Consider the following 12,497-nt stretch of genomic DNA (forward strand, 5'->3'; position numbering starts at 1 on the left):
GTTCTGTCAGGAAGTGATTACGTGGGTGACTATAACACTAATACAGCATTAAAAAGCCTGTCTCAGGGATCGGGAAGGACGTTGGTTTTGCTCCATGGCTGGGGCATGAACAGCGCCGTTTTTAGTGAGTTTCTACCGCTTCTGACCGACGAGTTGGAGGTGATTCGCATTTGTTTGCCAGGCTTCGGCATGAATAGCGACAAGCTGCCTGAAGACTACTCATTGGACAGCATCACAGCACTGGTGAATGAGTCCATTCCTGCTGGTGCCGTGGTAGCAGGGTGGTCGCTTGGGGGGCTGGTAGCGCAACAGCTGGCGCTGTCTTACCCGGCTAAGATTGCCGGCTTAATTACCCTGGCTTCTAGCCCCCGTTTTGTCTCTAACGGTTGCTGGAAAGGCATTGAGCCAGAGGTGCTGAGCGGTTTTCAACGTCAGCTGGCGCGAGATTACGAGAAAACTCTGGACCGCTTTTTAGCTATTCAGGCTATGGGTAGCGCATCAGCCAGGCAGGACGTGAAAACCATTCGCCAGCAACTGGGTGCTTTGCCCTCACCGGCCGAAACAGCACTGGCTGCCGGACTTTCCTTACTTGAAACGGTGGACCTGCGGAATATGATTGGGCGGATAAATCAACCCACGCTGCGCTTGTATGGTCGCCTGGACAGTCTTGTTCCTACCAGTAGCATCGACCGTATCCACGAACTGCACCCCGGTGCTGATACCGTGGTAATGCCCCATGCTGCCCATGCACCGTTCATTTCGCATCCCCAGCAGACTGCAGATATCTTGTTGAATTTTATCAGTAACCTGGCCCGCATTGACCGCCATTATAGCTAGCTTGTGATGCCATACCGCAAAGTGCTTCGCCTGAGTGAGGTTACCTTGCGGTCATTAAACTGATGACTGGCTCAACACACCAGGCGCATAATGGCCGTGCCATTATTGGCTTGTGTAACGATTTAATACCACACCTGTGACTATCTCAGGCTTTATTTTTTAACCGTTTTGGTTAATAATTGAACACGAGAGTGTAGAGGTAGTGTATGGTGATAAGCAACAACGTAAATTCTGCGATGGTTGCTGGCCAGTTCGGTTTGCAACAGTCGTTTGAGGGAATGACCCAGTCAGCGATGAACATTGCACAGCGGACGGCCCAGCAGGACGTGGCGCAAAATGGTACCGGCAATTTTCTGGCCGATGCTTCGTTGCGCAGTTTGTCCACCACATCCAATCTGCTGCCATCCGGCGGCGACAGCATGACATCTGATTTATTGTCGATGCAGATGTATACCAATAACGCCCTGGCGTCGGCCAAGGTCATTGATGTTGCTAACGAAACGGTTGGCCGCATCATCGACACTATCGCCTGAGCACGGGTAATTCGTTATGAACATTGTCACGTCCATCCCGACTTCTTTCGCTATTCCAACCGCTAATCTCAGCGTGGAAGCAGCGCGGCGTGATAATCTTGCCCGTGAGTCCATACCCCAGCCGTCAGATGCCAAACAAGGCAGTGCTGAGCAGGGTCTGGGCTCTGAATCTGACAAATTAAAATCCTCGGTTAAAGGCAATCAGCCGCTCACCTATGAACGTCCGCAGTCGAATCAGGGCAGCGCGACACAGGTAACCGGCGACAGCCAACAGCAGTTCAACGATGCCGGCGAAGAAAGTGCTGGCAAAGAAGACGCCAGAGAGCGCCAGCAACAGCAGGCCGAACAGCGTCAGGTTGAATCACTTAAAGAGCGCGATCAGGAAGTGCGGACCCACGAACAGGCACACGCCACTATTGGTGGCCAGTACGCCGGCTCGCCTCAGTATGATTTTCAACGCGGTCCTGACGGCCAGCGCTATGCCATTGACGGTGAGGTGTCTATTGACGTTTCTACTGAAAACACACCACAACAAACTATCCGCAAGATGCAGCAGGTTCGTGCTGCCGCACTGGCACCGGCAGAGCCATCGCCTCAGGATTTACAGGTTGCCGCAGAAGCTTCGCGTATAGCATTTGAAGCGCGCAGTAAACTAGCCGAAGAGCGCAAAGACGTGTCGGTAGTGAGTGCCGAAGAAAGCGATTCTGCCTCGCGAGTGGCCTCTAATGTACCTACGCTGGAAGAGATCGTTGCGAATAACCAGCCACAAATTCCGACCCGAAAACTCGACGAACTGGCTGCCGACGAAGACCGCTACAGTCAGCAAAGCAGTGGCCGTCGCTCGCTGGAAATAGACAGTGAGCAAATGCAGCAGCGTAATACCGTGATTGCATCATATTATAAAAACGTCGCGGCGCCTTTTGAAGGTGGATTCAGCGCCTCGGCTTAAACGACCAGTATTGACAAAAAAGCCCCGTCTCTTGCGAGCGGGGCTTTTTTGGGTTCAGCTGAGTTGTTTAATCAGTTTTTCTTTGCTTTGGCAAAGGCATCGGCGAACGCATTACCCATTGCTGCATTAGCGGGTGCGCTCTGGCGGCCTTGCTGGCCTTTCTGATTACGATTATTGCTGCCTTTGTTCTGTGGCTTGCCGCCACCTTTAGGCCCTTTACTTTGTGGTGTCGGGGTGTCATCCAGGCGCATGGTAAACGAAATGCGTTTGCGGTCTGCATCGACTTCCAGTACTTTTACCTTAACAATATCACCGGCTTTCACCACCTCGCGTGGATCAGAGATAAATTTATTGGTCAGTGCTGAAATGTGCACCAGACCGTCCTGATGAACACCCACATCCACAAAAGCACCAAAGTTGGCCACGTTACTGACAACGCCCTCCAGGATCATACCTGGCTTAAGGTCTGCGATTGTCTCCACACCCTCTTTAAAGGCGGCCGTTTTAAACTCCGGACGCGGATCCCGGCCAGGCTTGTCCAGTTCCTTGAGAATGTCTTTAACGGTTGGAATACCAAAGCTGTCACTGACAAAATCTTCCGGATTAAGTTTACGCAATAAGTCGGTGTTACCAATCAGGTCATTTACCGCCACATCGGTGCGACTGACAATGCTATCTATTACCGGATAGGCTTCCGGGTGCACCGCCGAGCTATCCAGCGGGTTAGTGCCGTTCACAATTCGCAGGAATCCGGCGGCCTGCTCGAAGGCTTTGGGCCCTAAGCGCTCAACAGCTTTTAAATCCTGACGACGGGCAAAGGCACCATGGGTATCACGGTAGCTAACAATGTTGTGCGCGAGGGTTTTGTTCAATCCGGATACATAACTGAGCAGTGCTGGTGAAGCAGTATTCAAATCAACGCCAACGGCGTTAACACAATCTTCGATAACCTGATCAAGCGACTTACCCAGCAAGCTCTGACTGACATCATGCTGATACTGACCCACGCCAATGGCTTTTGGCTCAATTTTTACCAGTTCTGCCAGCGGATCCTGTAAGCGCCGGGCTATAGAGACGGCGCCACGTAACGATACATCCATTCCTGGCAGTTCTTTTGAAGCAAGCTCGGAAGCCGAATAAACCGATGCACCGGCTTCACTAACCATAATTTTTTGTGCCTGCACCTCGCTATTGGCTTTGAGCATTTCACCCACCAGTTTGTCGGTTTCCCGCGAGCCGGTGCCGTTACCGATGCTGATCAGTTCTACCTTGTGCTGTTTGCACAGATTAGCCAGGGTGCGCTGGGATTTATCCCACTGATTTTGTGGCGCATGAGGGAAGATGGTAGTGGTGCCCACCACCTTACCGGTTTTATCTACAATGGCGACTTTTACCCCGGTACGCAGGCCCGGATCCAGACCCATGGTGACTTTCGCACCGGCCGGCGCAGCCATCAGCAGGTCGTTGAGGTTTTTAGCAAATACATTAATGGCTTCTTCTTCCGCTTTTTCGCGAAGCTGGCCAAACAGTTCGGTTTCCATGTGCAGGGCAATTTTGATTTTCCAGGTCCAGGTAACTACCTGAGCCAGCCAAACATCGGCAGGGCGGCCCTGATTACGTAACGCAAAATGCTCGGCAATAATTTGCTCGCAATAAGATGCCTGAGCTGGAGAGTCTTCCTGACCAGGATCAGCAATCATCTGAATATGCAGCATGTTTTCATTGCGGCCACGGAACATCGCCAGTGCCCGGTGTGATGGTACTGACGCCAGCTTCTCTGAATGGTCGAAGTAATCGCTGTATTTAACGGCCGCTTTTTCCTGACCTTCTACCACGCGGCTGCGTATATGGGCATTCTCGTTCAGGTAACGACGAATCTTCGCCAGCAAACCCGCATCCTCGGCAAATCGTTCCATCAGAATATAGCGCGCACCTTCCAGTGCCGCTTTGGTATCTGCCACGTTGTTTTCAGCACTGACATAGTCAGCAGCCACTGTTTCCGGAGTCAGGGTTGGATCAGCAAACAGCGCATCAGCAAGCGGTTCAAGGCCAGCCTCAATAGCAATTTGTCCCTTGGTACGGCGACGCGGTTTGTAAGGCAGATATAAGTCTTCCAGCGTGGTTTTGTTGTCGGCTTCGAGAATTTGTTGCTGCAATTCAGGCGTGAGCTTTTCCTGCTCACCGATAGATTTTAAAATTACCTGACGGCGGTCTTCTAATTCGCGCAAATAACCTAACCGCTGTTCCAGGTTACGTAATTGGGTATCATCCAGTCCCTGGGTTACTTCTTTGCGGTAGCGGGCGATAAAAGGTACGGTTGAACCTTCGTCGAGCAGTTTTACAGCCGCCTCGACCTGAGCAGGTTTAACGGCGAGTTCGTTGGCAATGGTATTAATTATCATCATGTATGAGATTCAGACGGTAGTGAATTTAATGATTGGAAGTGTCCCTTCCTACCTACTATTGATTTGCAATCGGTAAGCGTCATTCGCGCTTTTAATGGGACCAGAGTATAGCACCTCTACCCGCCGTGTCATATGGGTTTGCTAACCTCATTTCAGGGGGCGAATCCGGTTGCCGATTTTATCATTGGCTGGTATTCGAAATTGTCGATACAATTCACTTTAAAGCACTAATTATTGAAGGGTCTGGCAAATTGCGTACGAACCTGGTGACCCGGGAAGGGTATGACAAACTGCGTAATGAACTGAATTATCTGTGGCGTGAGTACCGGCCGGAAATCACCGCCAAGGTCGCATGGGCTGCCAGCCTGGGTGATCGCTCAGAAAATGCTGACTACAAAGAGAACAAACGGCTGCTGCGGAAAATCGACTCCCGGATCCGGTTTTTAAGAAAGCGACTGGAAATTCTTAAAGTGGTGGATTTTGCCCCGGAGCAGGCCGGCCGGGTGTTCTTTGGTGCCTGGGTAGAGATTGAAAATGACGACGGTGACACCAAGACTTTTCGCATCGTTGGGCCCGATGAAATTTACGACCGCAAAGATTATATTTCCATCGATTCGCCGATGGCGCGGGCGTTGCTGAAAAAAGAGGAAGATGATCAGGTGGATGTACAAACGCCTGAAGGCCTCAAAGTCTGGTATATCAACCGGATTACTTACAAGGGTTAGCACCATGAATAGCTTTAAAGACGTTATGTTCCGATTTATATGGAGTAGTGTTTTATTGATTGTAAGCCTGAGTGTGCATGCTTACGATTTTGGAAACGGTGATATTACGGTCCCCGAAGGTTTTGAGGGGCCGGTAATGAAAACACCCAGCGAGGCCTTTGCTGCCGTTGGGTTTACCCGCCGTCATGAGGGGTCTGATAAGAGCACACTGCTGCAATTGACGGTGTTTACACCGCCAAATGGCATTCCTGAACTTGATAAAGCGAAGCAAGTCGCTTTTTCTAAACAATACCTGATGCAGTTTTTAGAAGGCGTAAAGCGCCGCCGGGATAATTTCTCTACGTCGGCCATAGAAACAATATCAATTGACGGGCAGCCTGCTGTCAGGATCCGCTGGAAAGGGCGCAGTACCGATAACGATGTCGCACTGTATGGTGAGATGTACTGCATGATATACCAGCAGCAATTACTCAGTTTTCATGTCCAGGATTTCACCGATTTAGATACTGCCGGATATGAGGCTGCACGTATGGCGGTTATGGCGATTACTTTTGATGAGCACGCCCGCAAGCGTTGAAAATACTCAGCTTTTAGCCAACAACAATAAAACAAATCATATTTTTATATAAAATGCCGACAAATTGTGTAGTAGATTAGCGCCAAGTCGGCAATTTCTGTTTATAATCTATACTGTTAATGATTGTAATCTATACTAAAGATCCCTATTCGTAGCCTCGGTTCTCAGGTATTGTAATCAAAATGTAAATATATTGAACGAATTCGTCGTACCAGTGACTAATCATTACTGTCACTTGTTACAAATGACATCGCTTACATTAAATGAATTGAGATTATGAATCGATACTTACCAACAGAACGACCTGAGCAACACAATGAGCGAGCTGACAAGGCGGCTACCGCCAGCGCCCTCGGTTTATGTTTAATGGGCTTCCTGCTGTTGTTAAGCGGCGTTTTAATGTTCATCCTGACTACTGTGAATGCTTTTAGTAGTAATGAAGGCACGAAAACCATGGTGTCAGTGCTGATCTGCCTGGCTATGTACCGGGCCGGAAAGTTTTTGCTTCAGCAGGTTCGCAAATTCAAAATGCCGCCCAATCGCCGCCGTAGCGTTATCTCTTAGTTATCCAAATCAACAGTTATTAAAATCAACATGGGGCACACAGTGACAGGTGTGTTCCCTTGTTCTGTTAAGTTCAGATTGGAATAAAACGACCGCCTTCTAGCTCGAAATATTTTTTAAAAAGCATCTGTTCGCCGTGCAAATCGGCAAATCTCAACTAAGCTTTAAGAGCAAACAAAACTTTACCCGAATGAGTATTTGGGCGCATGCGTTGCTGTCATTTTGACTGGCATGAGTATGCAGACAGTACGGACTTACTGATGAGCAAGGATAGGTGCTGAATAAAAAGCCGACATAATTATTGTCGGCTTTTTCTTTTTGAATTCGATGGAATATTAGGGCGGTGCACGAGACACCGCGCCAGAGATTATTCTGCGGCTTCTTCTGCCGGTTTAACCACTTCAAGTAACTCAACTTCAAAGATCAGCGTTGAGTTTGGTGTGATGTTACCCGTAGAGCGTTCACCATAGGCCAGTTCAGAAGGAATAAAGAAACGGGTTTTACCGCCTTCTTTCATGGTTTGAACCCCTTCGGTCCAGCCTGGAATAACGCGGTTCAGTGGGAATACTGCTGGTTCGCCACGAGAGTAAGAAGAGTCAAACTCGGTGCCATCCAGTAACGTCCCTTTGTAGTGAACTTTAACCGTGTCGGTGGCAACCGGGCTGGCACCTTCACCTTCTGCCATCACTTCATACTGCAGACCTGACTCAGTGGTAATTACCCCTTCTTTCTGACCATTTTCAGCCAGGAAGGCTTCACCCTTGGCGATATTTTCTTCGGCCATTTTGCTGGCCAGTTCCTGTTGCTTAGCTTGCATTGCCTGCTCGCCAGCTTGCGCCAGTTGCTGAATTTCAGCAGTTTCAAACACCAGGGTGTTACCCATGCCGTCTTTAATACCTTGCATCAGGGCGTCTTTATCGATGCTTTCACCAAACTGTTGCATTTGCTTGTCGCGGGTAAACACGAACATGCCCATGCTGGCACCCATAGCATACGCTTGCTTTTGCGCGTCGGTCATTTCTTCTTTAGTAAGCTTAGGGTCCTGAGCGGGTTCGGTAGTGGTGCCCTGTTGAGGCTGACATGCTGCCAGGCCCAGTGTAGCCATGATAGTTAGGGCAACGAGCGACTTTTGCATAAACTTCTCCGTTAGTTGGTCTCTTGTCGCAGCGCCGGTGCTGCTGCGACAATTCAAATTCTAAAAATATAAACCAGGTTGTTAACGCTTTACTTTAACACGCCTGATACGATAATCACGAATATCGGCTTCACATTGCGCCCAATCCCCAGGATAAGCGACGCATATTACGATTTCGTGCTATGTTAATGCGAGCATTCGCAATAAGAAAGGCATATGACAACACCATCACTGAAAACGTTCACTTCTCGTCTGATTGTTACGCTACTGGCCGTATTGGGTTTAGCCGGTTGTATTGTTCCGGACACGACGCCGGACAATCAATGGCGCATTGTAGAAGACGGCGCCTACGCTGCAGATGTATCGGTGGATGGCCAGTTAAGTGTGGTGTCCGGTATCAATAATGGTATCCATGTGTGGCGGTTCGGTGAAGCTCAACCCTTGTTTCAGTGGAGCCATCAAAGCGAAGACGGTGACCAGAGCAATAACCTGGTGGCCAACGTGCATATTAGTGCCGACAGTCGGTTTGCGGTGACATCAGATCGTGAGGCCTTTGCCATCTGGAGTTTGTCTTCCGGTGAGCCGGTAGGATTCTGGCGTATTGATGAGTCAACCATCCGCGATGTGGCGCTTTCCAACGGCGGTCGCGGCGTGTTGGTGGGCCGTTCCAGTGGCAAGGTGATGTTTTTTGAACCGGAGAGTGGCCGGCGCATTGAATTTCTTGGTCATCAGGAGCGCATTAATAGTGTGGATATTACGCCGAATGGCCGTTACGCCCTGACCGGAGGAAACGACTATGTGGCTTACCTCTGGAGTACCGATAGCGGGCAGGTGATTCATACATTTACTCATCCCAGCCGCGTAACTCTGGTGGCGCTGGATGACGAAGGGCGTTATGCCTTTACTGCCGACAGTCAGCAGAAATCGCAAATCTGGAATGTACAAACAGGTGAACCGATTAGCCAATTGCAGTATATTGCGCGCCAGAAAATATTTACCGATGCCGTGTTTTCTAAAGATGGTAAGTACTTGCTTACCGGAGCTCCCTCCCGAAGATTATACCTGTGGGAAGTTGCAACGGGTGAACAGGTGGGAGAATGGAAAGTGGCTCCCCGCGAAAACATGTCACCTCCCTCGGCCGTAGTTTACGGTGTGGGTTTTCTCGATGACGAACACGTGCTGTCGGTAAGTAGTAGCGGATTAGCTGAGCTGTGGAGTATGCCCTGAATGACAACGAACAACGACAAGCTGGCTAATGAGTTAGCCAAAGCAGAAGACGCTATTGCGGAGCTTGAAACCAAGGTGGCTTTTCAGGAGCACACCATTGATGCGCTTAATGAAGCTTTAGCCCATCAGCAAATACAAATCGATAAGATGCAGTTTCAGTTACGTCATGTTATCGACAAGGTCAAAGGCATGGAGCCTTCCAATATCGCCAAAATGTCGGAAGAGACGCCGCCGCCCCACTATTAAGTGTTACTCTGGAGCTTCCCAGCCAGTAATACCTGCAGCCAACGAATATCCTCCGGGCCCAGGCGTGCTTTGGCATGTTGTGCCGGGGTGGCCAGAATATCCTTATACACATGACAAACCGCGGTTTCGGTAAGGTTGCGCCAATGCTCGCTGTTGAGCTCGGAGAGACTAGCGTTAGCCAAATTAGGATCGTGCAGTGGGTCGTGTTCTGTCTCACTGGTACGCAAGGCAAATTCCAGTTGTGCCCGGGTTGCTTTTTCGCCAAGCGGTTTTAGGCCATGCCTGGCCAATAAAGACGAAATACCTGGCAAAACCGCTTTAATGGCAATGCCGGCGCCAATCAGCGGGTTAAATACTGCTGCAATCGCCCCGATAACCAGCATGCCGTAGGTGAGTTTGGTATCCAGTGCGTCAATATCGTCAGCCAGCTTTTCCAGCGTACTCACTTCGCCCTGATGGGAGGAATAAGATAGATTGCGCGCTGCTTCGATCATGTAGTGGCGTAACGTGCCCTCATAATGTTCGTTGGGGAAATGAAAAATCCGCCGTTTGGGCAGGTCATTAACTTCGGGTACGCCTTTGGGCAGATAGCGCATGGTATGCAGGGAAAATCCGGTGTCGCTGGTAAAATTGGGGATCACAAAATAATGCTTTTCATCAAACTGGCATTCTGTCTGTTCGCCACGCTCCAGCGAGGCCAGCACCGGTAGTTTACCTACCTGTTCCCTGATAAGGGTGACGGTGTTATCGAGTTCTGACTTCAGGCTGTTGAGCCCTGCGCTAAGTCGATTTAGGAATGACTTCATCAACGCAAGCCCATAATCCCGGTTAATAATGTCTGGCCGCTGGGGGTTAACAGGTAACCCAGTGCAGTAAGGTTGAGTACCACAGTAAACCAGAACATGGCTTTAAAGTCTCGCTTTGCGGATTTATGCCGCAACCATTGCTGGGCTAAATAAGCGCCGGGCCAGCCGCCAACTAATGCTATCAGATGTAAATGACTTTCTGGTGTGCGCCAGCGGTTGTTGCGCGCCGCGGATTTGTCTATGGCGTACATCACAAACGCAATCAGGCTGGCAATACCATAAATATAAAGCACTTTAAGGGGGATGCGTTGAAACCAGATGAGACCACCGAGTAAGGCTAAAAAGGGCAGGACCAGCGGAACAGGCCTTTTCGAAGGCCGGGATGACGGTTTCGATGTTTTCTTCGGCCTGCGTTTATCGCCCGTCGGGCGGTCGTTAAGCAGGTTAACCTCAATGGCCCGGAGCTTACCTTTGCGGTCCTGGCTGGTTTGGTACTGGAGCATATCGCCGCTTTGCGGGCGGCGGGAATAAAAACTAAACGCCTTAATGTGCACAAAGGCGCGCTGGCCGCCATCTTTGGGCTCAACAAAGCCGAAGCCCCGGTTATCGTCCCAATTGAGTAGCTTTCCCTGTAGCTTCATGGTTTCAGGCCAGGCAAGCTGCTACCAACGCCAGGGGCGCGGTAGCAAGGCTGGTACAAATCATTAACTGTTTGGCTTGTCATCTCTTGCCGGCGTTTCACCTGGAGCGGATTTAGCGGAACCGGATTGAGGCTTCTTCGCTTTGGTCGTCACCAGGTCACCGTCAATCACAGCACTGCCCTGAATAAGGTCTTCCAGTGTGCCATCTTCCGCATCCACTAAACCCAGTTCACGCAGTAATGAGTCGACTAACGGGGCATTGGCACGGTAGTTAAGCGCCGCGCTGGTAACCTGATCCGCCAGGCCTGCGCCACCACTTTCACCGTTACCACCGGCACCCCCAAGGCTATTGCCATAGCCTTGTAAAATCTTGATACCGTCGATGTTTTCCAGCGGTTTAACCGCATTGGCAATAATGTCTGGCAGGATCTTAAGGATGGCCAGTGAACGTTGCAGATCAATTTGCTCATCTTTGAGGGTATTTTCAGCTTCGTACATGGCTTTTTTACCGGCTGCTTCCACGGCGAACACTTTCTCGTCGGCTTCGGCCTGCAGCTTCTTAGCATCCGCGCTGGCCCGGGCTTCGGTAAGAATCGCTTCTGACGTATTAATTGCCGCTTCACGTTTGGCTTCGGCTTCAACGGTAATGTTCACTGCCTCACGCTCTGCTTCTTTACGGGCGTCGATCACTTCGATTTCCATGCGGCGGTTTGCTTCGGCCACCTGGCGGGTTGTGATAACGGCTTCTTCTTTTTCAACCTTGAGTTTTTCGGCTTCAGCGGCCTTAGCGCGGGCGGCGGATTCTTCTTCAGATTTACTCGCAATAGCAATTTGCTTATTCTGCTCGGCCACTTCAATTTGCTGCAGTTGCAGAATACGCGCTTCATCAATCGCTTTGCGCTTCTCTATTTCGCGGGCTTCAATGGTTTGCGCTTTTTCGATTTCGGAAGACGAAATGGCTTTTTCTTTGGCGATTTCGGCCTGACGCTCTTCCTGCTCTTTTTGTTCGCGCTGCTTGGCTATCTCGGCTTTTTGTTCCTGCCGTTTAAAGGCCAGTGATTGCTCTTGCTGGATGCGGGCTTCTTCTTCGTCACGCTTGATGTTTAACGACAGTTTTTCCGCTTCCAGGTTACGCTGTTCAATCTGAATGCGGTTTTCCTGCTGAATGTCGTTGGTTTCTTTGCGTTTTTCTTCAATAATTTTGGCTAAGCGGGCGCGACCTTCGGCGTCGAAGGCATTGTTTTCGTTGAAGTACTGCAGGTCGGTCTGGTCGAAGCCGGTTAAGCTCACCGATTCCAGCTCCAGGCCGTTCTTTTCAAGATCATTCGCCACACTTTGCTGCACTTTTTGTACAAAGTCGGCCCGTTGTTCGTGCATTTCGGTCATGGTCATCTCGGCCGCCACCGCACGCAATACGTCGACGAATTTCGATTCCATGAGCTTTTTCACTTCTTCGGCACGGGTGGTACGTGTGCCCAGGGTTTGCGCAGCCATGGAAATACCGGCGGCGTTTGGCGCAACGCGCAGATAGAAGTCGGCTTTTACATCCACCCGCATGCGGTCTTTGGTGATTAGCGCATCCTTGGAGGTTTTTTCTACCTCAATGCGCAGGGTGTTCATATTTACCGGGATCACCTCGTGAACCACTGGCAGCACCAGCGCGCCACCATCCTTGATGACTTTTTCACCGCCAAGGCCGGTACGTACAAAGGCGGTTTCCTTGGTTGCCCGCGTATATAGGCGAGCAAAGATAAAGCCAATAACGAGCAGGCCGATGACTGCTGCGCCGATCATTATCAGCATGAAAGGTACGTTACCTAATCCTGAATTTTCCATAGTGACTACTTCCATC

At 50.2% G+C, this 12,497-nt stretch carries 13 protein-coding genes; 8 read left to right on the forward strand and 5 right to left on the reverse strand.

The window, feature by feature from the left end; genetic code table 11:
- Positions 1–21: 21 nt before the first annotated feature.
- The 3 genes from bioH (at position 22) to AC2T0J_RS07620 (ending at position 2,319) form a co-directional block, all read left to right on the forward strand.
- Positions 22–837, forward strand: coding sequence for a pimeloyl-ACP methyl ester esterase BioH (gene bioH, locus AC2T0J_RS07610; RefSeq protein WP_489809534.1), 816 nt, complete (start codon positions 22–24; stop codon positions 835–837).
- 206 nt (positions 838–1,043) lie between these two features.
- Positions 1,044–1,370, forward strand: coding sequence for a hypothetical protein (locus AC2T0J_RS07615; protein ID WP_279319605.1), 327 nt, complete (start codon positions 1,044–1,046; stop codon positions 1,368–1,370).
- Positions 1,371–1,386: 16 nt separating this feature from the next.
- A complete protein-coding gene (locus AC2T0J_RS07620; RefSeq protein ID WP_489809535.1) occupies positions 1,387–2,319 on the forward strand; it encodes a putative metalloprotease CJM1_0395 family protein in 933 nt (310 codons plus the stop codon).
- A 71-nt stretch (positions 2,320–2,390) separates the two neighbouring features.
- On the opposite strand, the gene AC2T0J_RS07625 is transcribed toward AC2T0J_RS07620, so the two are convergent.
- Positions 2,391–4,721 carry a Tex family protein gene (locus AC2T0J_RS07625; protein WP_489810304.1) on the reverse strand — a complete coding sequence of 777 codons (2,331 nt, stop codon included), beginning with the start codon at positions 4,719–4,721 and terminating at the stop codon, positions 2,391–2,393.
- A 254-nt stretch (positions 4,722–4,975) separates the two neighbouring features.
- Here AC2T0J_RS07625 and greB point away from each other — a divergent pair, with 254 nt between their 5' ends.
- The 3 genes from greB to AC2T0J_RS07640 all read left to right on the forward strand — a co-directional run bounded on the left by greB (position 4,976) and on the right by AC2T0J_RS07640 (position 6,590).
- A complete protein-coding gene (greB, locus tag AC2T0J_RS07630; protein ID WP_489809536.1) occupies positions 4,976–5,449 on the forward strand; it encodes a transcription elongation factor GreB in 474 nt (157 codons plus the stop codon).
- 4 nt (positions 5,450–5,453) lie between these two features.
- Positions 5,454–6,026: a hypothetical protein gene (locus AC2T0J_RS07635; protein WP_489809537.1), complete on the forward strand. Its 573-nt coding sequence runs from the start codon at positions 5,454–5,456 to the stop codon at positions 6,024–6,026.
- Positions 6,027–6,302: 276 nt separating this feature from the next.
- Complete coding sequence (locus AC2T0J_RS07640; RefSeq protein ID WP_489809538.1) at positions 6,303–6,590, forward strand: hypothetical protein; 288 nt, start codon at positions 6,303–6,305, stop codon at positions 6,588–6,590.
- Between the two features lie 367 nt (positions 6,591–6,957).
- Here AC2T0J_RS07640 and fkpA read toward each other — a convergent pair whose 3' ends face one another.
- Positions 6,958–7,725, reverse strand: coding sequence for an FKBP-type peptidyl-prolyl cis-trans isomerase (gene fkpA / locus AC2T0J_RS07645; RefSeq protein ID WP_489809539.1), 768 nt, complete (start codon positions 7,723–7,725; stop codon positions 6,958–6,960).
- Positions 7,726–7,941: 216 nt separating this feature from the next.
- On the opposite strand from fkpA, the gene AC2T0J_RS07650 reads away from it, so the two are divergent.
- Positions 7,942–8,952 (forward strand): WD40 repeat domain-containing protein, encoded by a 1,011-nt coding sequence (locus AC2T0J_RS07650; RefSeq protein WP_489809540.1) that lies wholly within the window; start codon positions 7,942–7,944, stop codon positions 8,950–8,952.
- A complete protein-coding gene (locus tag AC2T0J_RS07655; protein ID WP_489809541.1) occupies positions 8,953–9,198 on the forward strand; it encodes a SlyX family protein in 246 nt (81 codons plus the stop codon).
- Here the strand turns inward: AC2T0J_RS07655 and AC2T0J_RS07660 are convergent.
- The 3 genes from AC2T0J_RS07660 to AC2T0J_RS07670 all read right to left on the reverse strand — a co-directional run bounded on the left by AC2T0J_RS07660 (position 9,195) and on the right by AC2T0J_RS07670 (position 12,481).
- A complete protein-coding gene (locus AC2T0J_RS07660; protein WP_489809542.1) occupies positions 9,195–10,004 on the reverse strand; it encodes a hypothetical protein in 810 nt (269 codons plus the stop codon). The genes AC2T0J_RS07655 and AC2T0J_RS07660 overlap by 4 nt on opposite strands.
- Positions 10,004–10,645, reverse strand: a complete 642-nt coding sequence (locus AC2T0J_RS07665) for a DUF1294 domain-containing protein (protein WP_489809543.1) — start codon at positions 10,643–10,645, stop codon at positions 10,004–10,006. Before AC2T0J_RS07665 ends, AC2T0J_RS07660 begins: the two co-directional genes overlap by 1 nt.
- A 63-nt stretch (positions 10,646–10,708) precedes the next feature.
- Positions 10,709–12,481, reverse strand: a complete 1,773-nt coding sequence (locus AC2T0J_RS07670) for a flotillin family protein (protein ID WP_489809544.1) — start codon at positions 12,479–12,481, stop codon at positions 10,709–10,711.
- Between the last annotated feature and the right edge of the window lie 16 nt (positions 12,482–12,497).

The organism is Alteromonas sp. ISO5 (genome assembly GCF_058105165.1).

Coding starts and splice junctions, on each gene's coding strand:
- AC2T0J_RS07665 (WP_489809543.1), bottom strand. CDS start 10,645: ATGAAGCTACAGGGAAAGCTACTCAATTGGGACGATAACCGGGGCTTC.
- AC2T0J_RS07650 (WP_489809540.1), top strand. CDS start 7,942: ATGACAACACCATCACTGAAAACGTTCACTTCTCGTCTGATTGTTACG.
- AC2T0J_RS07635 (WP_489809537.1), top strand. CDS start 5,454: ATGAATAGCTTTAAAGACGTTATGTTCCGATTTATATGGAGTAGTGTT.
- AC2T0J_RS07640 (WP_489809538.1), top strand. CDS start 6,303: ATGAATCGATACTTACCAACAGAACGACCTGAGCAACACAATGAGCGA.
- AC2T0J_RS07620 (WP_489809535.1), top strand. CDS start 1,387: ATGAACATTGTCACGTCCATCCCGACTTCTTTCGCTATTCCAACCGCT.
- AC2T0J_RS07660 (WP_489809542.1), bottom strand. CDS start 10,004: ATGAAGTCATTCCTAAATCGACTTAGCGCAGGGCTCAACAGCCTGAAG.
- AC2T0J_RS07655 (WP_489809541.1), top strand. CDS start 8,953: ATGACAACGAACAACGACAAGCTGGCTAATGAGTTAGCCAAAGCAGAA.
- AC2T0J_RS07625 (WP_489810304.1), bottom strand. CDS start 4,721: ATGATAATTAATACCATTGCCAACGAACTCGCCGTTAAACCTGCTCAG.
- AC2T0J_RS07670 (WP_489809544.1), bottom strand. CDS start 12,481: ATGGAAAATTCAGGATTAGGTAACGTACCTTTCATGCTGATAATGATC.
- AC2T0J_RS07615 (WP_279319605.1), top strand. CDS start 1,044: ATGGTGATAAGCAACAACGTAAATTCTGCGATGGTTGCTGGCCAGTTC.
- fkpA (WP_489809539.1), bottom strand. CDS start 7,725: ATGCAAAAGTCGCTCGTTGCCCTAACTATCATGGCTACACTGGGCCTG.